The 26,190-nt window shown below is 43.1% G+C and carries 18 protein-coding genes; 7 read left to right on the top strand and 11 right to left on the bottom strand.

Annotated features, from left to right (window positions below):
- Positions 1-58: 58 nt before the first annotated feature.
- The 3 genes from DWW90_RS17720 to DWW90_RS17710 form a co-directional block, all read right to left on the bottom strand.
- Complete coding sequence (locus tag DWW90_RS17720; RefSeq protein WP_122345942.1) at positions 59-838, bottom strand: radical SAM protein; 780 nt, start codon at positions 836-838, stop codon at positions 59-61.
- 75 nt (positions 839-913) lie between these two features.
- Positions 914-2,944: a helix-hairpin-helix domain-containing protein gene (locus tag DWW90_RS17715; RefSeq protein WP_122345941.1), complete on the bottom strand. Its 2,031-nt coding sequence runs from the start codon at positions 2,942-2,944 to the stop codon at positions 914-916.
- Positions 2,945-2,956: 12 nt separating this feature from the next.
- Positions 2,957-3,763: a hypothetical protein gene (locus DWW90_RS17710; protein ID WP_122345940.1), complete on the bottom strand. Its 807-nt coding sequence runs from the start codon at positions 3,761-3,763 to the stop codon at positions 2,957-2,959.
- Positions 3,764-4,031: 268 nt separating this feature from the next.
- Between DWW90_RS17710 and DWW90_RS17705 the strand changes: the two genes are divergently transcribed.
- The gene (locus DWW90_RS17705; protein WP_122345939.1) at positions 4,032-4,637 is read left to right on the top strand and encodes a DUF4294 domain-containing protein; all 606 of its coding nucleotides are present in this window, start codon (positions 4,032-4,034) and stop codon (positions 4,635-4,637) included.
- On the opposite strand, the gene DWW90_RS17700 is transcribed toward DWW90_RS17705, so the two are convergent.
- On the bottom strand, positions 4,629-5,159 hold the full coding sequence (locus tag DWW90_RS17700; RefSeq protein ID WP_122345938.1) for an RNA methyltransferase: 531 nt from the start codon (positions 5,157-5,159) through the stop codon (positions 4,629-4,631). The two genes, DWW90_RS17705 and DWW90_RS17700, sit on opposite strands and share 9 nt — an antisense overlap.
- Positions 5,160-5,912: 753 nt before the next feature.
- Between DWW90_RS17700 and nadA the strand changes: the two genes are divergently transcribed.
- The 3 genes from nadA to DWW90_RS17680 are packed head-to-tail and all read left to right on the top strand — an operon-like array spanning position 5,913 to position 9,320.
- Positions 5,913-6,899 (top strand): quinolinate synthase NadA, encoded by a 987-nt coding sequence (nadA, locus tag DWW90_RS17690; RefSeq protein WP_122345936.1) that lies wholly within the window; start codon positions 5,913-5,915, stop codon positions 6,897-6,899.
- Positions 6,900-6,901: 2 nt separating this feature from the next.
- On the top strand, positions 6,902-8,344 hold the full coding sequence (locus DWW90_RS17685) for an MBOAT family protein (RefSeq protein ID WP_122345935.1): 1,443 nt from the start codon (positions 6,902-6,904) through the stop codon (positions 8,342-8,344).
- A gap of 4 nt (positions 8,345-8,348) precedes the next feature.
- Positions 8,349-9,320, top strand: coding sequence for a hypothetical protein (locus DWW90_RS17680; RefSeq protein ID WP_122345934.1), 972 nt, complete (start codon positions 8,349-8,351; stop codon positions 9,318-9,320).
- On the opposite strand, the gene DWW90_RS17675 is transcribed toward DWW90_RS17680, so the two are convergent.
- The 6 genes from DWW90_RS17675 to DWW90_RS17650 all read right to left on the bottom strand — a co-directional run bounded on the left by DWW90_RS17675 (position 9,312) and on the right by DWW90_RS17650 (position 17,728).
- Complete coding sequence (locus tag DWW90_RS17675; RefSeq protein WP_122333181.1) at positions 9,312-10,364, bottom strand: acyltransferase; 1,053 nt, start codon at positions 10,362-10,364, stop codon at positions 9,312-9,314. The genes DWW90_RS17680 and DWW90_RS17675 overlap by 9 nt on opposite strands.
- Before the next feature lie 4 nt (positions 10,365-10,368).
- Positions 10,369-12,699 carry a two-component regulator propeller domain-containing protein gene (locus tag DWW90_RS17670; protein WP_122345933.1) on the bottom strand — a complete coding sequence of 777 codons (2,331 nt, stop codon included), beginning with the start codon at positions 12,697-12,699 and terminating at the stop codon, positions 10,369-10,371.
- A 13-nt stretch (positions 12,700-12,712) separates the two neighbouring features.
- Positions 12,713-13,294: a non-canonical purine NTP diphosphatase gene (locus DWW90_RS17665; RefSeq protein ID WP_122345932.1), complete on the bottom strand. Its 582-nt coding sequence runs from the start codon at positions 13,292-13,294 to the stop codon at positions 12,713-12,715.
- An 85-nt stretch (positions 13,295-13,379) separates the two neighbouring features.
- On the bottom strand, positions 13,380-14,258 hold the full coding sequence (locus DWW90_RS17660) for a YitT family protein (RefSeq protein ID WP_115499761.1): 879 nt from the start codon (positions 14,256-14,258) through the stop codon (positions 13,380-13,382).
- Positions 14,259-14,266: 8 nt separating this feature from the next.
- Entirely contained in the window at positions 14,267-17,104 is a 2,838-nt protein-coding gene (leuS, locus tag DWW90_RS17655) for a leucine--tRNA ligase (RefSeq protein ID WP_122345931.1), read from the bottom strand.
- Between the two features lie 63 nt (positions 17,105-17,167).
- Complete coding sequence (locus DWW90_RS17650; protein WP_122345930.1) at positions 17,168-17,728, bottom strand: ORF6N domain-containing protein; 561 nt, start codon at positions 17,726-17,728, stop codon at positions 17,168-17,170.
- Between the two features lie 865 nt (positions 17,729-18,593).
- Here DWW90_RS17650 and DWW90_RS17640 point away from each other — a divergent pair.
- On the top strand, positions 18,594-20,438 hold the full coding sequence (locus tag DWW90_RS17640; RefSeq protein WP_233547798.1) for a thiol protease/hemagglutinin PrtT: 1,845 nt from the start codon (positions 18,594-18,596) through the stop codon (positions 20,436-20,438).
- Here DWW90_RS17640 and DWW90_RS17635 read toward each other — a convergent pair.
- On the bottom strand, positions 20,424-21,866 hold the full coding sequence (locus tag DWW90_RS17635) for an arylsulfatase (RefSeq protein ID WP_122345928.1): 1,443 nt from the start codon (positions 21,864-21,866) through the stop codon (positions 20,424-20,426). The two genes, DWW90_RS17640 and DWW90_RS17635, sit on opposite strands and share 15 nt — an antisense overlap.
- Before the next feature lie 87 nt (positions 21,867-21,953).
- Between DWW90_RS17635 and DWW90_RS17630 the strand changes: the two genes are divergently transcribed.
- A complete protein-coding gene (locus DWW90_RS17630; RefSeq protein ID WP_122345927.1) occupies positions 21,954-23,462 on the top strand; it encodes a right-handed parallel beta-helix repeat-containing protein in 1,509 nt (502 codons plus the stop codon).
- A gap of 45 nt (positions 23,463-23,507) precedes the next feature.
- Positions 23,508-26,144, top strand: a complete 2,637-nt coding sequence (gene mutS, locus DWW90_RS17625; RefSeq protein WP_115501099.1) for a DNA mismatch repair protein MutS — start codon at positions 23,508-23,510, stop codon at positions 26,142-26,144.
- The last annotated feature ends 46 nt before the right edge of the window (positions 26,145-26,190 follow it).

Genomic DNA, 26,190 nt, shown 5'->3' with positions numbered 1-26,190 from the left:
ATTGAAAATTAGTTGGACTTTCTATAATTTTCAATTCTCCATTTTCCATTTTCAATTTTCAAGCAGAAACCGTTACGTCGAACCCTTCACAGCGGGCGCGGTCGGCAATTGCTTCCAGCTCTTCTTTGGTCACCTTTTTCAGGTTTTTGACAGGCGTTTCCCGGTCTATTGTATAGATCATGACCTGTTTCGGTTTGATTTGTTTGAGTGCTTCCAGCCAGTCGGAGATCTCATGTTCTGTTGTATTGGTCACGCTCTCTCCGTCTATTTCTCCTTTCAGGAACATGGTTTGGATGATCAGATTGCCGTTGAAGCGGCAAAGCTGTTCCAACAGGCGGGAGAAGGTAAAGGCGGGAGAATTGGGTACGTTCAGCTGCCGGATCCGGCTGTCCAGTATGGAATCGAGCTTCAGTATGTTATCTTCAATCTTATTCAATGCCTGGAAAACTTCTTCCTTATGAAGCATAGTCGAATTGGAAAGGACAGCAATCTTGGCGTTCGGGAAAAAGCGGTCACGGGTCTCGATCGTATCGTCGATGATACCGGCAAATTCAGGATGCATGGTTGGTTCGCCATTCCCGGCGAAGGTAATCACATCGGGGGCCACACCTTCTGCTTGCATCGCCGATAGCTTTTGTATCAAAGCCTCTTTTACTTCTGCCCGTGTGGGCAGTTTGCTACGCGTACGGCGTTCCTCATTCAGCCCGCATTCGCAATAAATGCAATTGAACGAACAGAGCTTGCCGTCTGTAGGAAGCAAGTTCATACCCAACGAAACACCCAACCGGCGACTGTGTATCGGTCCGAAGACTATTTTATCAAAAAGAATTGTTGACATAATGATTTATATTTGAGTACAAAGCTACGAAAGCTATCACAATTATCAATAACTTTAAAATGATTTAGTACACCGTCAGAACTTCCACCGCAACAATGTATAAAGATCAGATTTTACATGCCCGTCGATTTCTTCCAAATCAGTTCCAAGCACATCCCGATCGGCATAATAAGTATATCCGAACTTAGTTGAAAGGGAAAGACGTTTCATTATATTCCACCGAAAAGACACCGCTAACCGGATTCCCCTGCCATAAAACGAAGGCATGTTAAAGGCATACAGAATGTTTTTTTCATAAGAAGATATCCGGCTCTGATAGTCATCCGTATGAAATCCGGCCACATAGAAATCTGCTTGAACAGGCGTATCAACAGGTTTCCAACCGATACTTTGTGCAACCATCCACCCCCTACTCTTCCCCTCAACCTCCGTGTAAAGAACACCGTCCACGGATGTCCGTAACGAAACGGACGAAGAAACGGTATATAAGGCTTGCAACCGCAAACGTTGCTGATGGTAAGGAAACATATCCTGCTCTTTCTCCTTATACTTATAACGGATATAGGTTGATAAACTTCTGTTCGGCGTATAGTCCGCCTGAAGCATATACTCCTTCCCTGTCGAAGGTGCATCCATTCCATATTTCAACCAGGAAAAACGGAAAACATCGGCATAAGCAGATAATTTCCAATGCCTGAAAGGTGTCCACTGCATTCCCATATATAACCCCTGTTCATTCTGGATTGTTGAACCTTGTGAAAAGGCATTTCCAAAAAATGCCTGGTAGCGTTTATCATAATATCGGTATAATAACAGGAAAGAAAAGTAAGAGGCAGGCGTCAACTGCAAGGCATTCAGCGAAGCTATCGCCCCATTCCGGCTTAGGGCAGTCTCGCCGTAAAACTTAATCAACCTATTTTTCAACAGATAATCCACACTTACATTCAGATTCCGGTTACCACGAAAATAAAACAGGTTATAAGGTTTAGCTTCCGGTTGTACGGAATAATCCCCGAAAGAATAGGAAAGGGCGGTCAGACCTATACACAAATCCGGCGTCGCATACCTGATATTTCCCCCATACGTCTGCATGGGAACCGTATGCATCTTTTCCCTGTCGCGAACCAGCCGGTGTAAACCATCTGTTTTGAACGAGCGGACAATATTACTATCCACACCTGCATCCAGTTTCCTATATGAATAAAACAGGCTGATATCAAACTTATTCCAATTGACAGTTGCCGCCGCTCCCCGGAAGAAATCGTTTTCATTGGTTGAAAAATGACGTCTGAATCCGTTCGTTCTTCTTTCCGCCTGTGAAACGAGAGCGTTCCGGTTGGGGGAAAAATCATTGCTAATCACCAATCCCTGTCCGAAAGAAACTTTATAATCACCTATGGCAAGACTTTTCAACCACTTATTCATTTCCTTTAAAAAGAGATGAACCGAATAGTAATCATACCCCTTATGATATTCGTTCCAGAAAGGTTCCCCCGCATCTTTCTCCGCCACCGCTCCAAACTGAATACGTTCGTCAAAGGCATACGAATAGCGAAGTGAATGGTAAAACGGTTCACCCAGGTATTTACGGTTCGGATATTGTTGCAATACACTATCAGGATATGAACCATACCCCTTCTTTTGTTGAAAACATCTGTCGTATCTGATTTGCAAATCATTAGAACTGTATTTCAACAGGTTCTTCACAGTTACAGGCCGCTTATCAACCATTATTTCACCGATATGGACAAAAGGAATCAACAGGGAAATCGTCTCATAATCGAACGATTCCACGTTTTTGAGTTCATAAAGCGTAACCATCTTACCATAACGCGAACGATATTCCAACAGCTTTTGTATCTGCAGATCGGAAAGGAAAGGCAGGCGACACAACTGTTCTTCCGTCACCGTATTCAGTTCGAAAGGATGTTCGGCAAGGTAAGAAAGGTCGGTATAAAGTGTTTCTATACGTGCTTCATCTTCCGTTTCCGAAGCCATTTCCTCTATATATTCCATCCACTTATCAACAGAATATAATGTCTGGCTTTTAAGTTGATAACTGCTTATGAACAGGAATACCAACAGGTTTATAAACATTCGTTTCATAGTCTGATCTGATTAAAAGGAATAACTTAAACCAAGCCCGGTACTGACTCCCAAAACCGGATGATAAACAGTCGCTACATCAACAGTAAATCCCGACAGGCGGTATCCGACACCTAAAGTAGGCAATAGAGGAGTAGCTTGCATACCTGCCCGTATATGAAAGTCTTTGAACGGAGTATATTCGATCCCGGCATTACCGGTTAATGTATGCTCTTTATTGCTTTCGAGTGTTCCTACTATCAACAAGCTGTTCATTACTTCCCATTGAAAACCTATTTGAACAGAATAGCTTGTAAAATATTTGATTTCAGAATTTTGCTTATTAATCGCCACAGAAGGAAAATTCATTATCAACATTCCGATCAACAGCTTGTCAACGGGAACAAACAGGATTCCCACATCCGTAGACAATTGTTTCGGCACTTCTTCCAACAACTCTGTCTGCAACACGGCACACTGGAAGCTAACACCTATTCGCCACCGCTCATCCAATTGCTTTCCTAATGACAAACGGAAAAGTGTCTCCCTATACTTATCATACCCGAAAGAAGAGATATTAACACCTGCCGACAATCGTGAATCGGGATAAACGAAACCAATACCAGCTGTTCCCAATTCTTTTACCCCATAGCGATTAAAGTATTCGATATGAACTACTTTATCACTATGTAACGTTACCAATGCAGGATTGAACAGTACGGATTGTGTAACCCCGTTCCCTCCCATTCCCACACTGCGCATATCAGTCAGGCGGAGGTTATCAACAGCATGCATGTTGACAGATACAAGAAATGCAACAAGTATATTTATTGATTTCATAGTAAAGTTTGATTTTTAAGTGATAATTATTTATATATTAAATATTTATGATTTATAAAGAATGGAAAGGAAGTCGGATATTTCATAGTCTGTTGATTTTAGTTGTTTGTACTGCTACAAATATAATGATTTATATAGAGTTGACAACATATTAACGACTTATTTATAAGATATCGTCTTATTATCAATAAATAGAACCATATAACTGATTAGTCAAATTCTGTAAAACAAGCAGATGCTATTCGTAAATCAACTACATTTGTACACGATGTTGAGACAAGGCAGGTATAAAATATTGATAATATTCATGTTGTGTATAATAGGGGCCAAAGCACAAACATTGAAGATTAATACCGTTCCTGAAGGATTACAAAGAGCTTATCTGGATGGAAAGGATACGGTACCTGTTGTCAATCTGCGGGAAATATTCATTTATCCACCGGTAAAGTTCAAAAACAAGCGTGAACAAGTCAAATACAATAAATTGGTTCGTGATGTGAAACGTACATTACCATATGCAAAAATGGTTTATGAAACACTGATTGAAACATATGAATATATGGAAACACTTCCGGACGATAAATCCCGTCAAGCTCATTTGAAACGAATGGAAAAAGAACTCTTCCAGGAGTATAAACCGGAACTGAAAAAGCTTACTTTCTCACAAGGCAAGTTGCTTATCAAATTGATTGACAGGGAATGTAACCAATCGAGCTATAACCTGTTAAGAGCTTACTTAGGTAGTTTCCGGGCAGGTTTCTGGAATATATTTGCCGGTATGTTCGGTGCCAGTCTGAAAACCGAATACGATCCGAAAGGAAAAGATGCTATGACGGAACGGGTAGTCGTACTTGTCGAAAACGGATTAATCTGACAACTGCTTAAAGAAATCCCAGATAATAATACCGGTAGTAACCGAAACATTCAAGGAATGTTTTGTCCCATACTGCGGTATTTCAATACACATATCACAGTTATCAACGACACATTGTTGAACGCCTTTTACCTCGTTTCCCATGACGACTGCATACTTCTTATCTTTGTCCAACAATAACTTATCCAACATCGTACTGCCTTCGGCCTGTTCCACTGCACAAACGATATACCCTTGTTGTTTCAGGTTATCAACAGCCTCCATCGTATCTTTAAAATATTTCCAGTCTACCGTCTCTTCCGCTCCTAAAGCAGTCTTATGGATTTCCGCATGAGGCGGACAAGCCGTAATGCCACACAGATAAATACTCTCCACCCTGAAAGCATCGGACGTACGGAACACGGATCCTACATTATTTAAGCTCCTTACATGATCCAACACGACCACCAACGGAATTTTTTTACTATTTTTGAATGCCTCCGGAGTCAGGCGGTTCAGTTCTGTTATTTTTAACTTGCGCATAGCTATCATTTCTTTGCTTGCAAAAATAGTCAATTAATGTGGATATGCCGTTGAAAAGGTATTGATAAGTGGTGGACACAAAATGAAAAATAATTCTTGCATTATCCAAATTGTTCGCTATACATGCTCTCATTTCTTTTATGCAATAGAAATAACAAATTATTTACTACGCTCTGTCAACAGTGGTTATACACGTATCAACAGCATCCAACCGCTATGAACTTTTACACACAAGTAGTTTTCAACCGGAAATTAATAAAGTCTGTAAAGTAAAGAATAACAGGATATAATAAGAAAAACTGTATGTTGGTATCTACTTAATAAGTAGTTTACATCGTTTAATAACTAATCAGGCAAGTAATGTAACAAAAATGTATTAACTGTTTCAACCGGATATTATATTCATCATATTTAGATTTAAAATAAAGAATAAATAAGAATATAATAATATGATTGTGAATAACTCGAAGAAGGGGAAAAGTTCCGGATGAAAACAGTCGGCAGGTTTTCGGAGGAAGACGTACGTATTTTTGTGAAAACCTGCCGTTGTTCTTATGGTTTTATATATGTTTCCTATGCGAGAATCAATAAAGTTCTTACCTTTGCACAATATCAACAATAAGTTGATAAGTAGAGTAAAATAAAGATTATCAGTGATAAGGATAGATGATAACTTTGTTGACAGGCTGTGAATAGCAGTTTGTACTCGTTAGCGGTTATTGAATTTTAGAATCATTTAATACAGAAGTAACTATGTTGACAAACCAATCGATCGGATATATGGATGCCCCCATTCCAAAGGGTTTGGATTTGAAGGAAGAGATAAACAGAATGCGCAAAGAGAAAAACGCCGTCATCCTTGCTCATTATTATCAGACTGGTGATATCCAGGATATAGCGGATTTTGTAGGAGACAGCTTAGCATTGGCACAACAGGCAGCCAAAACGACAGCTGACATTATTGTTTTCTGTGGTGTCCATTTTATGGGAGAAACAGCTAAGGTGTTGTGCCCGGACAAGAAGGTATTGGTTCCTGATCTGAATGCCGGTTGTTCGCTGGCGGACAGTTGTCCGGCTCCTGACTTTGAAGCATTCGTCAGACAACATCCCGGTCATGTGGTTATTTCGTATGTAAATACGACAGCTGCAGTCAAGGCTGTGACAGATGTGGTGGTAACTTCCACCAATGCCCGTCAGATTGTGGAAAGTTTTCCGGAAAATACGAAGATTATCTTCGGACCGGACCGTAACTTAGGTAATTATATAAATGGCATTACCGGACGTAAGATGTTACTTTGGGACGGCGCTTGCCATGTCCATGAACAGTTTTCATTGGAAAAGATATTGGAACTGAAGAAGCAGTACCCGGATGCGGAAGTCATTACCCACCCGGAATGTAAGCAGCCCGTTATACAGGTTTCAGACTTCGTTGGTTCGACCGCGGCTCTTCTGAAGCACACGGTTAAGTCTGATAAGAAACAATTCATTGTAGCGACGGAAAGTGGCGTTATTCACGAAATGCGCAAGCAAAGTCCCGAAAAGGAGTTTATTCCGGCTCCTCCCAACGACAGCACTTGTGCTTGCAATGAATGTAATTTTATGCGTTTGAACACAATGGAAAAATTGTATAACTGCTTGAAATACGAATTACCTGAAATCTTTGTAGACGAAGAAGTCCAGGAAAAGGCAATCCGCCCGATCAAGAAGATGCTGGAGATATCGGAGAGGTTGGGGTTGTAGGTATGTTATTCAATTCGATTGAATTTTTAGTTTTTCTTCCGATTGTTTTTTTATCCTATTGGTTTCTTTTCAATAGGAGTGTGAAGTTACAGAACTTATTTGTAGTGGGAGTAAGCTATCTGTTTTATGGCTGGTGGGATGGACGTTTCCTGCTATTGATAGCTTTTACTTCCTTCTTCAGTTGGCTGAGCGGAATAGGTATTGAAAAAATTAGAAATACATCGGAAGACAATTTGAAATCGATGCGGCTGAAGTGTCGCTGGATAGCAGGCGGTAATATCGTTTTGAACCTGTTGATATTGGGATTCTTTAAATATTATAACTTCTTTATAGAGAGTTTTATCAGTGCTTTTTCATTAGCAGGTATTACGTTGCATACTTCAACTCTCTATGTGATTCTTCCTGTAGGTATAAGTTTTTATACGTTTCAAGCATTAAGTTATACGATTGACGTATATAGAAAAAGACTTGAACCTACGCATGATATAGTTGCTTTCTTTGCATTTGTCAGTTTCTTTCCACAGCTGGTAGCGGGACCTATTGAAAGGGCTACGAATTTGTTGGTTCAATTTTATAAACCGCGTACTTTTATTTACGATAATGCTGTGGATGGAGTTCGACAGATGTTGTGGGGATTCTTTAAGAAGATCGTGATTGCTGATAACTGTGCTCTTGTCGTGAATGATGTATTTGGAAACTATGGTCATTATTCCGGCAGCACTTTGTTGATGGGCGCTATCTTATTCGCTTTTCAGATATACGGAGACTTTTCCGGATATTCGGATATTGCCATTGGTACGGCAAAGTTGTTCGGAGTTAATTTAAAACAGAATTTCAGATATCCTTATTTTTCTCTTAATATAATAGATTTTTGGCGTAGGTGGCATATCTCATTGAATACATGGTTCGTTGACTACGTATATATTCCTTTAGGAGGAAACCGGGTCGGAAGATTCAAGCATATCCGGAATATTTTGATTATATTCTTGTTAAGCGGACTTTGGCATGGGGCAAACTGGACGTTTATAGGTTGGGGATTATATCATGGGTTATTATTTATTTGTTTATTGCTGTTGAAAGGAAATAAACAACAGACACCTCGTTTATTAAAAATGTCAGTGACTTTTGCCTTTGTAACTTTAGGATGGATTTTGTTTCGTTCAGAAACAGTATCTATGGCTTTTGCATATATAACAGATATGTTTTCTTCTTCTTTGTTGAAAGTACCCAAAGTTAGCGGTATTAATAATGTTATTGCTCTTATTTCTTTATTTTTCATTGCATTGATGTTATGTATAGAATGGAAAAACAGAGATAAACTTTTTGGGTTGGATTTATCTGCTGTACGAAGTATATGGATAAGATATAGTTTGTATATGGTTATTCTCGTCTCCATCTATTTTTTCGGTAACAATTCATCTGACTTTATATATTTTCAATTCTAAATGTATGAAACCAACCAGGAAACAGTTTAATAATATCATATGTTTCATAGTTTTTATATTGGGTCTGATTTATATATTGAATTTTGTGACTCCTTATTTATACAGGTGGTTGCCTAATGACTATATACGTACTCATCTTATTATTGAAACATTGGCTGATACAGCTCAGACACCGGATGTAGTTATTTTTGGAAATAGTCGGGGAATGAGTGGTATAAATGGTTATATGCTGGAAGAAAAGATGAAAGGAAATCCTACCGTTTATAGCTTAACATCGACAGGACAGCAAGTCAGTGAAAGTGCTTTGTATTATACATCTTTACCAAGTTCAGTGAAAGTAGTTTTACAATGTGTAGATATCGATCAATTGTCTAAACCGATAGATATGGATACACCCAACCGGGTAGCTTTGCATATGTATGGGTATGAGATGGACGCATTGACTGAAAAGATTGTCCCTTCTTTGTCTGAAAAATTAGACATTTCTCCTTTCTATTATAATTATGAAGCCAGAAATTGCTTATTTACCGGTTTATCAATTCTTTTACGTAATCTACTGGATGATGATGTAATTCAGGATGCTACCGCAAAAGAACTTCGTTATCCAACTTCTAAAACCTCAGATAGGAATGACATAACTTATCAACGTGATGTTGATGAACAGAATCTAAATAATAAATTCGTGGATTATGAGATAATTCCTGAATGGAAGCAACTTTTGGAAGATTATTATTTATATTTTCAAAAACGGGATATTATGTATTGTTTGATAATTATGCCTTATAATCCGGATATTAAGTCTTCGACTTTCCAGGAAAAGCAGAACGCTTTGGAATTAGTCAAAGAGACGTTTCAAAATATTCCGATGATTGATTGTTTTAGTTTGCTCGAGGCTTCTGATTTTTACGATGCTATTCATCCTAACAGTAAAGGAGCAAAAAAAATTACAGAACAGGTTGTATTACAATTACCGTAATTTTTTTGGTTTATACAGACAAGGTTTCTCTACGTATTTCCAGGATAATGTTCCCAAATAAGTACAAATGGCAGTTGTCAATGCCAATGTCAGAACCAAACTGTATTTATCTAATCCGAAATGGATGAAGGTTTGTATGATGGGAAAATGGAGTAAAAATATACCATAAGAAAAGTTTCCCATACGATTAAAGAAGTGTAACCATTTAAAACTATAGGCTACCGATATGATAATAGAAGCCAATGCGATCGGTTCAAATATACTGAGAAACAGAACATTTCTAAATATAAATAGCAGAATACTTATCGGAAAAATATATTTCATGTACTTTCGGAACAACGGAAAATAGGCTAATATGATGATACCGGAACAGAAATACATCATTTGTCCGGGGAACTGTCGTTTCAGAAATGCGTATATAGCGTTATGTGTTGTGTCATCCAAATAGTTGCAAGTGGTGGAATAAATAAAAGATAGTACATATATCAATATCAGACATATCAGTTTGTTATATTTCTTTAGTAGCCAATAAATGAGAGGAACTGTCATATATAACATCAATTCCACTTTGATTGTCCAGAGCGAACCGTTCATTGCATGCATCGTATTATTTTCAAAAACACCCGGAAGATCCGGACAGAGAAAATTTAATGTCAGCAGGTTGGTGAACAGATAAGTATATGGTTTGGATGATGTCAGAAATTCATGATGTGGCAGTGTGGTAAGAAAGAAACCCAATATCAGACATAACAGAATCACCAGCGAATAAGCCGGCATGATACGTTGTACGCGTTTACGAAAGAAAACATATGTATCCGGTGAGCGCAGGAAACTGAACATAACCAGGAATCCGCTGATAATGAAAAAACCTTTTACACGGAATCCGCCACTGACGAACCAGAAAGGGTCTGTATCCGTCAATGTACTGAAATGATTGAACATGACCGAATAAGCTAAAAAGAAGCGGATAAAATCAAAGTTATTCGCTTCTTTAACTTGTGCAATCAACTTAGAATTGAGCAATACCTTTTCTGTTGGATTCATTTCCTTATTTTATGACTGCGATCTTTGTTACTACACTTTCTTTTGAATCTTCGGTAGCAGAAAGTACAAGATAGATACCTGATACTACACGAACACCTTTTTTGTTGCGACAGTTCCAAAATGCTTGTCCACCTAAGGATTTGGTTTGATAGATAAGATTTCCGTTCAAATCTGTTATTTTTACGTTTGAGTTATCCATTAAACCTGTGATAGTAACCTTATCTGCATGTTCCGGCCGTACAGGATTTGGATAAGCGTAAACGTCAGAATAATCGCTTTTTCCTTCCGTTGCTTCTCCTTTATAGGAGACTAAACCTTTATCTGTTCCAATAAAAACTTCACCTGTCTTTCCATTGATTTCGATGGAATATATTTTATCGGATAAAAGAGGACTGTTGGATGTATTGAATTGGTGAATGACTTCTTGATTGTCTCCGCTCAATACATAAACGCCATTGCCATCTGTACCTATCCATTTCCGGTTTCCATTATCTATTTTTATAGTTGTCACCATTACGTTGTCGAGGAAATAGTAGGGTGTTCCATCTTCTTCATTGATAAGTTTGACACGTGTACAACGCATCGATTTATTGCTTTCCGATGTTGCCAATTTAGGATTGGTAAAGTAAATGGCACCTTTATTAGTCCCTACCCATACATATCCGTTTTTGTCTTCTGCCATACAGGTATAATTACTTGGGGAGAAATTATTACCATCAGTATCGGTAAAACTTTCAAAATAGTAGGAATCAGCTGTATCCAATGAATTGCTATTTGCAATAACTGTAATGCGAACTTCACCGGCAGGACGAGGTATATTTACCCATTTATCATTGTTGGAAGTTATGAGAATGTCATTTATTGTATATTTATCTTTTAATGATTCAACAAATAAACTATGCCATTTTCCATCTTTATCTAATATTTTTATAGCATTATTTTTAACTTGAGAGTTAGTCATCCAAAGATTTCCATCCTTATCGAAAGAAAGTCCATCCATATTTAAATAATTACCTGAATTTCCTCCCGCTCCTTCAAGTGGACTATTTGAACCATGATATCTGATTTCAGGTTCTCTATTTTTATATTGGATAATTCCATCACCGAAAGAAGATACATAAATTATTTCATCTCCTGCATCGTTTGTACTCACAACAATACTGGTAAAGTCGCGAGGTAACATACCAAATTTACTTTGATTTTTAGAAGGTTCTAAGACTGTCCACTTATTATAATCATATATCATTACCAAACCTTCTTTACGAAAACGGAGGCCATCTGTCAGATTTTTACCACCGGGTATGATGTATACATTATCATTTTGACACACAATATCGAACGGACTGTTGGAGTAGGGACCGTCCAACGTGATCGCTTCATTTATAGCTTCAAATTGATTGGCACCGGTTCTCTTGATGGAACGCAAACCTTTGGCACCTTCTGCAATCCAATATTTATCAGTCTGGTAAGTACTGATATCTTTTATAACAAGATTGTTTATTTGGTCAAAAGTTTTTGTATCAGTGAAGATATAAACTTGTGAGGAAGCTATACAAGCTAATTTTTCGCCAATTACTTTGATGCTATTTATTGAAACATTATCGACTAAAGGAACAGTGGTATTATTTGATTCATAATAAACGCCTTTGTTTTTAGATAGATAAAACAGCTGATTTTTGAATAATACAATTGTATCTATGGAGCTATCCGATGGAAAACCTGTAACTGTATATGTTTTCCAATTTGATCTATCCAATAGGTTATCGTCTAAATATGCATATAAAACACCGTTGAATGTCTCACTTTTTACAGAAGCGTATATCCGGTTATCCTGAATAGCGCAGGATGTGATATTTTGAGATAAGTTGTAGGTATCGGTTATTTCTTTTTTGTCCATGTTGACAACTACTATACCTGATTTTATGGATAAGTAAGCATATTCGTTATGAATCATAACAGAATTGACATCTTTGTCTCTTATTGATGTAGTAGTATACAAGTAAGGAATATTCTTTACCGAACCTTCTTGCAGAATGTCAATATTACAGTTTTTATAAACAATCAGCAGGGACTTTGTCTGTTTATTATAGGAAATGAATTGAATGTCGGTGTCATTCAATCCGTTTCCTTTATAATATTGCTTGATGCTGTTATCTTCTTTTCCATATGTATATAGAGCACCTTCCGCTACTACAAATACCTGGTCAGCAGATTCTTCTACGTTGTTGGTGTTGTAGTAAGAAAGATATGTTTTCCATCCGAGTGTGTTATCATTGGCTGCCGTGGCAGTGAATGAAAGGAAAAAAAGCAAGATAACAGTCAATATATTTCTCATATTAAATACAATATTAGAACGTGTAATTTGAAAGAAAGGCAGTCAGTTTCTTAACTGCTTCGGCACGGTGGCTGATTTTATTTTTGAGCTCGTTACCCATTTCGGCGAATGTCTGCGAACAGGTGTCGGGAACAAATACAGGGTCGTAGCCGAAACCGCTTCCACCTCGTTTGTCCCGGATGATGGTGCCGTTTACAACTCCTTCGAACAGGTATTCCTTGCCGTCCAGGATAAGGGCGATAACGGTACGGAAACGGGCTTTCCTGTTTTCTTTGTCTTCCATCTCCCGAAGTAGTTTATTCATGTTTGCTTCCGAATCATGTCCCGGACCGGCATAACGTGCGGAGTATACTCCCGGAGCGTTGTTCAGAGCTTCTACTTCCAGTCCCGTATCATCGGCGAAACAGTCGTAACCGAATTTCTCTTTGATATAACGGGCTTTTTGCAGGGCATTACCTTCCAGGGTTTCTGCTGTTTCGGGAATATCGTCGTGACAGTCGATGTCTGAAAGGCTTACTATTTCGGTGTATCCGGCTGTTATTTTCCGGACTTCGTCCAGCTTGTGCTGGTTATTTGTTGCAAATACAAGTTTCATTTTCGTTGTGTATAAATAAAAAAAGCACTTCTATACGATGTGTATATAACGTACGGAAGTGCTTTAAATTGTTCGAGTGACTGTTTTATGTTTTTATCTGATCAAACCCTTCTCCATACACGCCTCTGACAATGCTTTGCGAGATGAACGCTTGGTGGTCTATCTGTTTGACCAGGCGGAAAATGGCGACCGACTCGGATTTCTTGGCCAACAGGACGACCACTTTGACCGGCTTGCGGGAATAACCGCCTACGCCGTCGAGAATGGTGCATCCGCGGTCCAGGTCGTGAATGATCCGTTCGGCTATTTCGTCGTACTTCTGCGAGAAGATGAAGAACTGGACCGATTGGCGGTTACCGTTCAACACCATGTCGAGCACATAATTACTTATAAACATCTCTACAAAACCGAAAACGATCTTTTCGACGTCATGAAACAGAAGAAAAGAAGAACCGATGATGAAGAAGTCGCAGAACAACAAGGCGCGGCCAATGGATATATTCTTGTATTTGTTGACAATAGCCCCGATGATATCCGTACCTCCCGTACTGCCGTTTGCCGAGAATACAAGTCCGAGACCGGCTCCGCAAAGGAAGGCTCCGATGATGATAGACATAAACGGCTGGTCGTGCAGGATGGTATGGTCTTTCAACAACCATTCGAAGAACGACAGGGATATGGACAGGGAGAAGACTCCGAATATCGTTTTTATCAGAAATTTAAACCCAAGTATTTTTAGGGCGGCCAACAGTAATACTACGTTTATCACGAAGTAAGATACAGACACGGGGATAGCCTCGTTGGTGGCAAAGAAGATTAAGGCACAAATACCGCTGACTCCACCGGTAATAATTTCATTAGACAAGATGAAGGCGTTGAAGCCGAAGCCGTACAAGAGAGTACCCAATATAATCATCAGGTAGTCTTGTACAGCAAAATAAACTTTATTGTTTATGAACTTCATATAAATGTTTAGATTACGATGTTTACAATCTTTCCGGGAACAACGATAATCTTCTTCGGTGTTTTGCCTTCCATCCATTTGGCGGAGTTTTCATGGGCAAGAGCAGCCTTTTCTATTTCTTCGCGCGGCATATCGGCCGGAAGTTCCATGCTGAAACGGGCTTTACCGTTGAAGGAGATAGCATAAGTAAGCGAGTTTTCTTTCAGGTATTCTTCGTTGCAGACGGGCCATTTGGCGTCACAAACAGTCGTGTCGTGACCGCAGGTATGCCACAATTCTTCGGCAAAATGAGGAGCGAACGGAGCCAACAGGATGATTAATTCTTCCAGAATGGCACGTTTGTTACATTTCAGGTTGCTCAGTTCATTTACACAAATCATAAAGGCACTGATAGAAGTGTTGTATGAGAAATGTTCGATGTCGAACGTCACTTTCTTGATCAGCTTATGCAGAGATTTCAGTTCGTCGGCTGTCGGTTCTGCATCTGTGATCTGCAATGTATCCGTGTTACCGAAGAACAGTGCCCACAGCTTTTTCAGGAAACGGTGAACGCCGTCGATACCGTTCGTGTCCCAAGGTTTGGATTGTTCCAACGGGCCCAGGAACATTTCGTACAGACGAAGCGTATCGGCACCGTATTTTTCAACGATCATATCCGGGTTAACGACATTGAACATCGACTTTGACATCTTTTCAACCGCCCAGCCGCAGATGTATTTGCCGTCTTCCAGTTCGAACTCGGCATCTTTATATTCCGGGCGCCAGTTTTTGAAGGCTTCCATATCCAGGACATCGTTCGATACGATATTTACATCCACGTGGATAGGAGTAACCTCGTATTTATCTTTCAGGTTCAGGGAAACGAACTTGTTTGTACCGTTGATACGATACACAAAGTTGGAACGTCCCTGGATCATTCCCTGGTTGATCAGTTTCTTGAACGGTTCTTCTTCGCAGACAATACCCAGGTCGAACAGGAATTTATTCCAGAAGCGGCTGTAAATCAGGTGACCGGTAGCATGTTCGGTTCCACCGATATAGAGGTCTACATTACGCCAGTATTCGTCTACATCTTTAGCTACTAATGCCTGGTCATTGTGCGGGTCCATATAGCGCAGGTAGTAAGCCGATGAACCGGCAAATCCCGGCATGGTACACAGTTCGAGCGGGAAAATAGTCTTGTTGTCTATTTTGGAGACTTCCACAACTTCCTGTTTAGCGGTATCCCAAGCCCATTTTACGGCGTGTCCTAAAGGAGGTTCTCCCGTTTCGGTCGGCAGGAATTTATCGACTTCCGGCAGTTCGAGCGGCAGTTTGTCGACCGGCAACATCTGAGGCATGCCGTCTGCATCGTAATAAACAGGGAACGGTTCGCCCCAATAACGCTGGCGGCTGAAGATCGCGTCGCGCAGGCGGTAGTTGACTTTTACACGTCCTAATTGGTGTTCGGCTACATATTTCTTGGTGGCGGCGATTGCTTCCTTTACGGTCAGGCCATTCAGAGAGAGGTCGCAATAAGGCGTTACTTCCGGTCTCGGCGAGTTGCAGACGATGCCTTCTTTTGCGTCGAAACTTTCTTCGCTGACGTCACATCCTTCGATCAACGGGATAATCGGCAGGTTGAAATGTTTGGCAAATGCATAGTCACGGCTGTCGTGTGCCGGAACGGCCATGATAGCACCTGTTCCGTAGCCGACCAGTACATAATCGCTGATCCAGACGGGTACTGCATCGCCTGTGAACGGGTTAATGGCGTATGAACCACTGAATACACCGGTTACGGAGCGGTCGGCGATGCGTTCGCGTTCCGTACGTTTCTTGGTGCGGTCCAGGTAAGCGTCCACTTCCTGCTTCTGCTCGGGAGTGGTTAGCTGGGCAACGAGTTCGCTTTCGGGAGCTAATACCATGAAAGTGACACCGAACATGGTATCTGCACGGGTCGTAAAGATCGTAAATTCCAGATCGCTGTCTTTCACTTTAAACTGGATTTCGGCTCCTTCGCTGCGACCGATCCAGTTGCGCTGTGTTTCTTTCAGCGAGTCTGTCCAGTCGATTGTATCCAGTCCGTCCAGTAAACGCTGTGCATAAGCCGATACACGCAAGCACCACTGGCGCATGATTTTCTGTTCCACCGGATAACCGCCGCGTTCGGAAACGCCGTTCACCACTTCATCATTAGCCAATACGGTTCCTAATGCGGCACACCAGTTTACCATTGTTTCGCCCCGATAAGCGATGCGGTAGTTCAGCAGGATTTCCTGTTTTTCTTTTTCACTTTTGGCTTTCCATTCGTCAGCCGTGAAGCTCAGCTCTTCGCCGCAGGCAACGTTCAGGCCTTCTGTTCCGACCTGTTCGAAAGCGGCAACCAGTTCGCTGATAGGGCGCGCCTGCTTTTCGTCGTTGCAGTAGTAGCTGTTGAACATCTGGATGAATGCCCATTGTGTCCATTTATAATATTCCGGGTCGCAGGTACGGATTTCACGGCTCCAGTCGTAGCTGAAACCTATTTTATCCATTTGCTCGCGATACCGGGCGATGTTTTTCTTTGTCGTTACTTCGGGATGCTGTCCGGTCTGGATGGCATATTGTTCTGCCGGCAGTCCGTAGGCGTCATAGCCCATCGGGTGCAAAACGTTGAAACCTTGCAGGCGTTTGTAACGGGAATAAATGTCAGAAGCGATGTAACCGAGCGGGTGGCCTACATGTAGCCCTGCTCCTGATGGATAAGGAAACATGTCCAAGACGTAATACTTAGGTTTGTCGGCATTCTTTTCGACTTTATAAACCTTGTTGGCAATCCAGTATTCGTGCCACTTTTTCTCAATTTCTCTGAAATTGTACTCCATGATTGTTTATCGTTTATTTTTATCGTTTTCTATTTAAAGCCACAAAGTTAGTGAATTTTATGATTATACATATCCTATTCTATTTCTTGGTTTATTTTCTTTTCCTTTATTTCGGTTGGCTAATTCTGCCAGAGCCATGTAGATATCATCAAAGTGCTGTTCATAACTTTCGTGGTCTTTGGAAAGGCTTTCCAAATCTTCTTGTAAGAAACGGAGTTGCAGTTTGAGTTCTGCTAATTCTTTGGCAGTCTGATTGCTTTCAAGTATATATTGCCTTGTTTTTACGAAGGCCCGCATGATGTTTATATTGACTTGTATTGCTATAGGGGAACGGAGTACGCTTGACAGCATGGCTATTCCTTCTTGTGTAAAGGCAAAAGGGGCATAGGCGCTAAAGTTATATAGGGGTGTCCCATTTTGGGATACCCTATTGGATAGCAGATTATTAGCTTCTTCTTTTGTCAGTTCAAACATGAAATCTTCAGGAAAGCGATCCATGTTTCTTCTTACGGCACGCTTCAATAATCGTGTTTCTGTTACATAAAGTTCTGCCAAATCAAAATCCAGCATCACTCGTTGACCTCTAATCTCATAAATTTTGTTTTGAATCACTTGTAGTTCCATAGCTAAGTGTTTTTATTGTTTTAATTATTCAAAGGAAAGGATAATAATCCGATTGTGCAACTGTCCCCATGTATTTTCTATTTGTTCTGTAAGGCTCACCCGATAATTATTGGGGATAAACATAAGGATGAGGCAGGTTATGCGGATCAGTTTAAACCTGACAAGTTTCGAATCTTGCAACCCTGAAAATTACAATACCCCCCCCTTTTAGCCGTTTTTCTATTTCATCTGAAATTCTGATCGATTTGGGATTGACTTTTTTCATGGTTTTAACCTGGTCGGATGACAATAGATAAAATGAGGTGCCGAGCCCATTCCAAAAAACGTGCAATTTGATAGCCGAGAACTGGATACGGCAGCAAAGTGATAAAGCTTAACTCCCGGAGAATCGAATATTTGAAAATAAAACGGACGGCGTTCCAAATATCTCAAGGAAATTCAGGTGCTTTTTTGCCCTTAAAACGGTCCTCTTTTCAATTACGACCGTCCAAATCGCCATTATGACCGTGCTAATCTTCGCGAGCTGCCGAGTGCACTACACATTAGAACGGTCGTAATGACAAAGAGGACGGTCGTAATGGCGGAAAACGCTCAAAAAAGAGGAAAAAGTCCCTTTTTGAGGCCCAAAAAGTGGATTAACATTTGTTTTGTTTTGGATATCTTTTAGACTTGAAAAATGCGTTTTATACAATAAGTCCCCCCCTGCGGCAGACTCTCTTTTGTCAAATAATGAATTATCATAGTCTATATCTTCCTATATGTATGGCTGTTCAGGGACGATTTCATAGAGTGTGCCGCCGACTCCTTTACAACCTTCTCGTCTTTGTCGTTGTTTATACCCAAAGCTAACGATAAATACACACAAATGATGAGAAGATTTACCCTTTTATTCGTAGCTGCCTTGTCGGTTTTGTCGATGAGTGCAGCCCCTGTCGATATGGAACAGGCACGCAAGATTGCCCTTAGTTTCATAAAGAGCAATTATCCTCAGACCCGGTCGGGACAGGAAACTCTTACGCTGGTTTGGACAGATGGCGTTACCGGAACCCGTTCCGGTAGCAGTGATGCGATTACTTCCGAGCCTACTTTCTATGTGTTCGATCGTACCGATGTTCCCGGTTTTGTGGTGGTAGCGGGCGACGATGCTGTCTATCCGATTCTCGGTTACGGGCGGGAACAGACGTTTTCCAAGGAAGGAATGCCTTCCAACCTGCGCGCCTGGTTCGACAGTTATCAACGGCAGATAAATTGGTTGCGCAGTCATAATAAACAGGCTTCTGTCGCTACTCGCGAGGCTTGGGAGAAACTTGGTAACGGAAGTTTGCAACTAAAGTCGACCGGTGTGGAACTCACAACTGTATTATGGGATCAGATGACGCCTTATAATAATCTTTGCCCGGAGGTTAGCGGCCAGCGTACACCGACCGGCTGTGTGGCTACTTCTACGGCAATCGCCATGCAGTATCACCAATGGCCGGATGTCGGACAAGGCAGTCATTCCTATACTACGCAGACCTATAAGCTGTCACTCTCTGCTACTTTCGACACTCCTTACCAATGGAATAATATGCCGGCTACTTACACCGCCGGACAGTACACCGACCAGCAGGCGCAAAATGTAGCGACCCTGATGTACGACTGCGGCGTTTTCTCCGACATGGACTATGCTCCGGGTAATAGCGGCGCTCTGATGCTAACGGCTGCACAAGGTCTGGTCAACTATATGAAGTATGATAAATCCCTCCATGTCCTGCAACGGGAGAACTATCAGACAGCCGAATGGGAGTCCATCATCAAAGGTGAACTCGACAATAACCGCCCCGTCGTCTATGGTGGCGAGAATGATCAGAAAGAAGGGCATCAGTTTATTATCGACGGCTACAATACAGCCGATTATTACCATGTCAATTGGGGATGGAGTGGACTGGCCAACGGCTACTATCTGCTTGCCGTACTCGAACCCGAAGAACAGGGAACGGGTGGTAACAGCGGTGGGGGATTCTCTCTCGACCAGATGGCGATGATCAGTATGCAGAAGCCTGTCGAAGGTTCCACCTATGAAGATATGCTGACCTTTTTTTATGGTGAAAGCGGAGGAATCGTCTTTGACGGATTGGACGCATCGACCGATACGTTTGAACCGGGGCAGATGTTTGAGGTACAGTTCGGCTATGTCGGCAATATGAGTATCCGTAACTTCACCGGTGACTTAGTTGTTGCGCTTGTCGACAAAGACGGGAATACGAAAGAGCTGATTTCTTCCGAAAAGTCTGTATCCATTGATATAAATAACGGGATAGGCGGAGAGTTGGCCTGTACGATTACCCAGCCGATAGCATCCGGAGACTGTATCCGTCTCCTTTATAAGAGCAGTGACGGAAACGACTGGAAATGGGTGAGAGGTGGAACCGATACTTACGGTGAAATTTCCGTGGACGGCAGCGATGTGGCGAACGAAGAGATAGCAGTCCCGTCACTCGTCACTGTTTCCTGTAATGCCGGCGGAACTGTTTCCATTACTTCTCCGGTAGCCATAAAGGAAATTGCATTATATGATATCAGTGGTCGTTTGTTGAAAAAGCAACCGGCCGGAGGCAATACAGAGGTATCGCTTTCCTGTGCAGGATATCCGGCCGGTGTTTATGTGATGGAAGTGCTTACTGCCGAAGGTAAAAGCAGCCATAAGCTATTCCTGTCATTCGCCTTTTAGCAGGGGCCAATTCGGGTCTTTGACATGTTCCCGCTGCATGATGGCTTTCAGTTCGGCTACTTTGTCGGGATAGCTGTCCAGGATATTATGTCTTTCCGAAGGATCGGACGCCAGGTTGTAAAGTTCGTAGTAAGGTTTGTCACCGCGAATGTTCATGTGAACCAGCTTCCACGGACCTTTACGAACAGCCTGGCGGCCGTTTAGTTCCTGAAATTCGAAATACAGGAATTCATGTTCTTTCTGCCCTTTGCGGTTTTGCAATAGCGGCAACATGCTGACGCCGTCCATTTCTTTTTGTTTGGCTTTCGGATGGATAATTTCTTCGAAGGTCGGCAATACATCCCAGAAGGAACACATAAAGTCTGTTTCCGTACTCGGCTGCACGTGTCCCGGCCACGAGATAATCATCGGCACACGGATACCGCCTTCGTAGAGGTCGCGTTTGTAGCCGCGATAAATGCCATTGCTGTTAAAGAAGTCGGGATCGGCACCACCTTCCATGTGCGGGCCGTTATCGCTGGCAAAGATGATGATCGTATTGTCGTACAAGCCTTTGTCTTTCAGTTTCTGGACAATCTGTCCGACATAAACGTCCAGACGGTAAACCATGGCAGCAAAGGTTGCATGCGGATAAAATTGTGTGCAGTAGCCGCCTTTGCGGAAAGCCGGGCTGCCCGGTTCTACACCGTGGTAAGGCTTTTCCGGATATAGGCCACGGAACTTTTTAATGATGCTGTCTTCAGGTACGATCAGTTCTGCGTGCGGGATGATGGTCGGATACCACATGAAGAAGGGTTCGTCCGGATTCATATTGTCCAGGTATTCCAGTGCTTTCCCGTGGATAAGGTCTTGCGAATAGGTTCCTTTTCCGTATTGTACATTCAGGTTGTTGTCTGTCAGTTCCACCCGTTTGTCGTTGTCCCAAAGATGGTCGGGGTAATAGCTGTGTGCCAGCAACTGGCAGTTATATCCGTAGAAAGTGTCGCATCCTTGATTCTTCGGATCACCGGTCGAACCGATAAAACCCAATCCCCATTTACCGAAAGCGGAAGTCTTGTAACCGGCCTCTTTCATCACCTGGAAGATGGTGCGGGCGTCTGCCGGGAGCGGGAACTGTCCTTCCGGATCGAGTTCAAGGTTTCCGCGGACAGGCGTGTGTCCGCTATGCGTACCGGTCAACAGGCAGGAGCGGGAAGGGGCGCTGACGGTCGTTCCCGAATAACATTGCGTGAAACGCATTCCGTTTTGTGCCAGCTTATCGATGTTGGGAGTTTCGAACTTTTCCTGCCCGTAGCAACTTAGATCGCCATAGCCCAGGTCATCGGCCAGGATAAAGACAACGTTCGGTTTCTTATCCTTATTCTTTTCGGCATGGATGAAAGGAGCTGTCAACAGGATACCGGTTGAGATTAAAATAGCTTGTTTCATGATATTATGTTTTTTGTTTGAATGGTTACAAAGTTATATCTTTTATAAAGAATAACTATCTTTGAGCGTAAAATCTAACTGAATATCATGAAAAAGATAATTTGTTTTTTCTCTATTCTTCTTTCCCTTTTGTGGATGAGTTGCTCGAAGCAAACCGGATCTTCTTACTATCTGGATGCCGTAAACGGAGATGACTGCCAAAGCGGGCTGACGGAAGCGACCGCCTGGAAAAGTCTTTCCGGACTCCGGTATGTCGAGTTGAAGCCCGGTGACAGGATACGGCTGAAAAGAGGCGGAACCTTTACAGGAGAACTCGAAATATCGGGACAGGGGACGCCGGATAACCGGATTTACGTTGAAGCATACGGAGAAGGCGATAAACCTTGCATCGTAGGAAATGATACATCCTTGTACGCTGTCCGCATTTTCAATTCGGATTACCTGACGCTCCGGAATATCGCAATTGTGAATACGGGAAAGGAACGCCGTCCGCACCGTACGGGACTGAAGATAGAATGCCGGGATTACGGAGTTTCCAGAAATATAGTGGTGGACGGTGTGGACGTACGGGATGTGAACGGCTCGCTGGTCAAAGAAGAAGGAGGTGGTAGCGGTATCCTGATCGTCAATGGTGGAAAGGATATTATCTCCGTATTCGACAGCCTGACGATCGAGAATTGCCATATCCTGCGCTGTGCCCGCAATGCGATGATCTGGTCCGGCTATAGCAGCCGGGAAAACTGGCATCCGAGCAAACATACGATTGTCCGCAATAACCTGATAGAGGAGGTGCCGGGCGACGGTATCGTTCCGATCGGATGTGACAGCACGCTGATCGAACACAACGTAATGCGCAACTGTCCCGCCATTCTTCCTGATTCGGAAGCGGCTGCCGGCATCTGGCCCTGGAGCTGCGACAATACGGTCATTCAGTTTAACGAGGTGAGCGACCATAAAGCACCCTGGGATGCGCAAGGATTCGATTCGGATTGGAACTGCCGGAATACGCTTATCCAGTATAATTACAGTCACGACAATGACGGCGGTATGGTTTTGATTTGTAACTCCGGTGAATCTCCCGCCACGTTCAATGCCGGGAATGTCGGTACTGTTATCCGTTATAATATCAGTATTAACGACGGACGCCGTACCCGGCCGACGCGTGCCGGTATGTTTTCTCCTTCCATTCATATAGCCGGTCCGGTGAAGAACACGACGATCAGCCATAACATTATCCATGCAAATAGGAGGGCGACGAAAGAAGCCGACCGCAGCATGATTACTTCCGACTCGTGGGGCGGCTATTCCGACAGTACTTTTGTGCAGGGAAACATCTTTTATACACAGGAGGCAAGTACATTCAATTTTACGAAGTCGACGAACGATGTGTTTTCGGGAAACTATTACTTGGGAACGTTTAAGGTGAAACCGGCGGACAAGGATGCACGGTCTGTCTCAGAAGCATATCAGAAGCTGATTGAAAAGGATGCCGATGGTTTTGAAGGCCTGTCCGTGCTGATGGACACGATCGGGATTGCCGGTTCGGAAGGTGTCTTTGTGAATGAAAATGCAATCCGCAGATTTTTTGATAGGTGAAAAATAGTACCTTTGTACGGTTGAACTCATAAAAAGATTATAACAGTGGCTAAGATAGTTGAAACTCCCCTGATGAAGCAGTATTTCGATATAAAGGCGAAACACCCCGATGCAATCCTGCTATTCCGTGTAGGCGACTTTTACGAAATGTATGGCGAAGATGCCGTGACCGGAGCCGAAATACTGGGTATCGTACAGACGAAGAAGGCGAACGGACCGGGACAGACGGTTGAAATGGCCGGTTTCCCGCATCATGCGCTCGACAGCTATCTGCCCAAACTGGTCCGTGCCGGTAAACGTGTTGCTATCTGCGACCAGTTGGAAGATCCGAAACTGACGAAAAAGTTGGTGAAGCGCGGTATCACCGAACTGGTGACTCCGGGTGTTTCCATTAACGATAATATCCTCAACCATAAAGAAAACAATTTTCTTGCCGCGATCCATTTCGGCAAAGATATATGCGGGATTGCTTTTCTCGACATCTCTACCGGTGAGTTCCTGACCGCCGAAGGTACGGTCGACTATGTCGATAAGCTGCTGAACAACTTCTCTCCGAAAGAAGTACTGGTCGAGCGGGGCAGCCGCAAACGTTTTGAGGAGGCTTTCGGTCCCCGCTTCTTTATTTTCGAGCTGGACGACTGGGTGTTTACGCCGGAAACGGCTAACGACCGCCTGCTGAAACATTTTGAGACGAAGAACCTGAAAGGTTTCGGGGTGCAGCATCTGAAATTGGGAGTCGTCGCCTCGGGCGCTATCCTGCATTACCTGGACCAGACGCAGCATACACATATATCGCATATCACATCCCTTTCCCGTATCGAAGAAGACCGTTACGTCCGCTTGGACAAGTTTACCGTCCGCAGCCTGGAACTGGTCGGTACGATGAACGAGGAAGGAACCAGCCTGCTGGATGTCTTAGATAAGACTGTTTCGCCGATGGGTTCGCGTATGCTGCGCCGTTGGATACTTTTCCCTTTGAAGGATGTCAAGCCAATCCATGAACGCCAGGATGTGGTGGAATACTTCTTCCGTCATCCCGAAGTAAAAGAACTGTTGGAGGAGAAGTTGGAGCAGATAGGAGACCTGGAACGTATCATCTCCAAAGTGGCTGTCGGCCGCGTATCACCCCGCGAGGTGGTACAGTTGAAAGTAGCCCTCCGCGCTATCGAGCCGATCAAGGAAGCTTGCATGGCGAGCGATGAACCGAGCCTTTGCCGGATCGGCGAACAACTGAATGCCTGTGCGCTGATTCGCGACCGGATCGAGAAGGAAATCAATAACGACCCGCCCTCCCTGCTGAACCGTGGCGGAGTGATTGCAACAGGGGTCAATGCCGAACTCGACGACCTGCGCGCCGTCGCCTATTCAGGAAAAGACTATCTGCTGAAGGTACAGCAACGCGAAATAGAACTGACAGGTATATCGAGCCTTAAAATAGGCTTCAACAACGTGTTCGGTTACTACATCGAAGTGCGCAATGCCTACAAGGACAAAGTCCCTGCCGAATGGATCCGCAAGCAGACGCTGGTCAATGCCGAACGCTACATTACCGAAGAACTGAAAGAATACGAAGAAAAGATATTAGGCGCGGAAGAAAAGATACTTTCCCTGGAAGGGCGTCTCTTTAACGAACTGGTGCTCTGCCTTTCCGAATATATCCCGCCCATCCAGATAAATGCGAACCTGATCGGGCGTTTAGACTGCCTCCTTTCGTTTGCCAAGGTGGCCGAGAGCAACCGCTATATACGGCCGGACGTGAACGATTCGCAGGTGATCGATATTAAGGCCGGCCGCCACCCGGTCATTGAGAAGCAGTTGCCGATCGGAGAGCCTTATATCGCGAACGACGTCTATTTGGATGACGAAAAGCAGCAAATTATTATTATCACCGGGCCGAATATGGCCGGTAAGTCCGCCCTGCTCCGCCAGACGGCACTGATCACACTGATGTCCCAGATCGGTTGTTTTGTCCCTGCTGAATGTGCCCATATCGGGATTGTGGATAAGATATTCACTCGTGTCGGCGCTTCGGATAACATATCGGTCGGCGAGTCTACCTTTATGGTGGAGATGAACGAGGCTTCGGATATCCTCAACAATATGTCTTCCCGCAGCCTTGTCCTTTTCGACGAGTTGGGACGCGGAACCAGTACATACGACGGTATCTCCATTGCCTGGGCGATCGTAGAATATATCCACGAGCATCCGAACGCCCGTGCAAAAACGCTTTTTGCCACGCATTATCACGAACTGAACGAGATGGAGTCCTCTTTCAAGCGCATCAAGAACTACAATGTCTCGGTGAAGGAGGTAAACAACAAAGTGATCTTCCTGCGGAAGCTGATTCCCGGCGGAAGCGAACACAGTTTCGGTATCCATGTGGCCAAGATGGCAGGTATGCCGAAGAGTATCGTGAAACGTTCCAATGAGATACTGAAACAACTCGAAACGGAAAACCGTCAGGAAGGCATTGCCACGGAAAAGCGCAAAGGCATCAAGAGCAAACCGGTCAAAGGAATCGCCTCGTCGGCCGACGGCTACCAGTTGAGCTTCTTCCAGCTCGACGACCCTGTCCTCAGCCAGGTGCGTGACGAGATCAAGAATCTGGACGTAAACAATCTGACTCCTTTGGAAGCATTGAACAAGTTGAGCGAGATACGGAGGATCATCACCGGGAAGTGATGACGCGTGCTTTGTTCTCGAATATATAATTTAATAAGATAATCAG

The organism is Parabacteroides sp. AF17-28, assembly GCF_003479205.1.
Lineage (GTDB): Bacteria > Bacteroidota > Bacteroidia > Bacteroidales > Tannerellaceae > Parabacteroides > Parabacteroides acidifaciens.
Note: the sequence above shows the minus strand (reverse complement) of the source record. Positions and strands in the feature narration are given on the sequence as shown.

Bases quoted from the DNA above. Each gene is read 5' to 3' on its own strand.
- DWW90_RS17720 (WP_122345942.1), bottom strand. From the start codon at position 838: ATGTCAACAATTCTTTTTGATAAAATAGTCTTCGGACCGATACACAGT.
- DWW90_RS17715 (WP_122345941.1), bottom strand. From the start codon at position 2,944: ATGAAACGAATGTTTATAAACCTGTTGGTATTCCTGTTCATAAGCAGT.
- DWW90_RS17710 (WP_122345940.1), bottom strand. From the start codon at position 3,763: ATGAAATCAATAAATATACTTGTTGCATTTCTTGTATCTGTCAACATG.
- DWW90_RS17705 (WP_122345939.1), top strand. From the start codon at position 4,032: ATGTTGAGACAAGGCAGGTATAAAATATTGATAATATTCATGTTGTGT.
- DWW90_RS17700 (WP_122345938.1), bottom strand. From the start codon at position 5,159: ATGCGCAAGTTAAAAATAACAGAACTGAACCGCCTGACTCCGGAGGCA.
- nadA (WP_122345936.1), top strand. From the start codon at position 5,913: ATGTTGACAAACCAATCGATCGGATATATGGATGCCCCCATTCCAAAG.
- DWW90_RS17685 (WP_122345935.1), top strand. From the start codon at position 6,902: ATGTTATTCAATTCGATTGAATTTTTAGTTTTTCTTCCGATTGTTTTT.
- DWW90_RS17680 (WP_122345934.1), top strand. From the start codon at position 8,349: ATGAAACCAACCAGGAAACAGTTTAATAATATCATATGTTTCATAGTT.
- DWW90_RS17675 (WP_122333181.1), bottom strand. From the start codon at position 10,364: ATGAATCCAACAGAAAAGGTATTGCTCAATTCTAAGTTGATTGCACAA.
- DWW90_RS17670 (WP_122345933.1), bottom strand. From the start codon at position 12,699: ATGAGAAATATATTGACTGTTATCTTGCTTTTTTTCCTTTCATTCACT.
- DWW90_RS17665 (WP_122345932.1), bottom strand. From the start codon at position 13,294: ATGAAACTTGTATTTGCAACAAATAACCAGCACAAGCTGGACGAAGTC.
- DWW90_RS17660 (WP_115499761.1), bottom strand. From the start codon at position 14,258: ATGAAGTTCATAAACAATAAAGTTTATTTTGCTGTACAAGACTACCTG.
- leuS (WP_122345931.1), bottom strand. From the start codon at position 17,104: ATGGAGTACAATTTCAGAGAAATTGAGAAAAAGTGGCACGAATACTGG.
- DWW90_RS17650 (WP_122345930.1), bottom strand. From the start codon at position 17,728: ATGGAACTACAAGTGATTCAAAACAAAATTTATGAGATTAGAGGTCAA.
- DWW90_RS17640 (WP_233547798.1), top strand. From the start codon at position 18,594: ATGATGAGAAGATTTACCCTTTTATTCGTAGCTGCCTTGTCGGTTTTG.
- DWW90_RS17635 (WP_122345928.1), bottom strand. From the start codon at position 21,866: ATGAAACAAGCTATTTTAATCTCAACCGGTATCCTGTTGACAGCTCCT.
- DWW90_RS17630 (WP_122345927.1), top strand. From the start codon at position 21,954: ATGAAAAAGATAATTTGTTTTTTCTCTATTCTTCTTTCCCTTTTGTGG.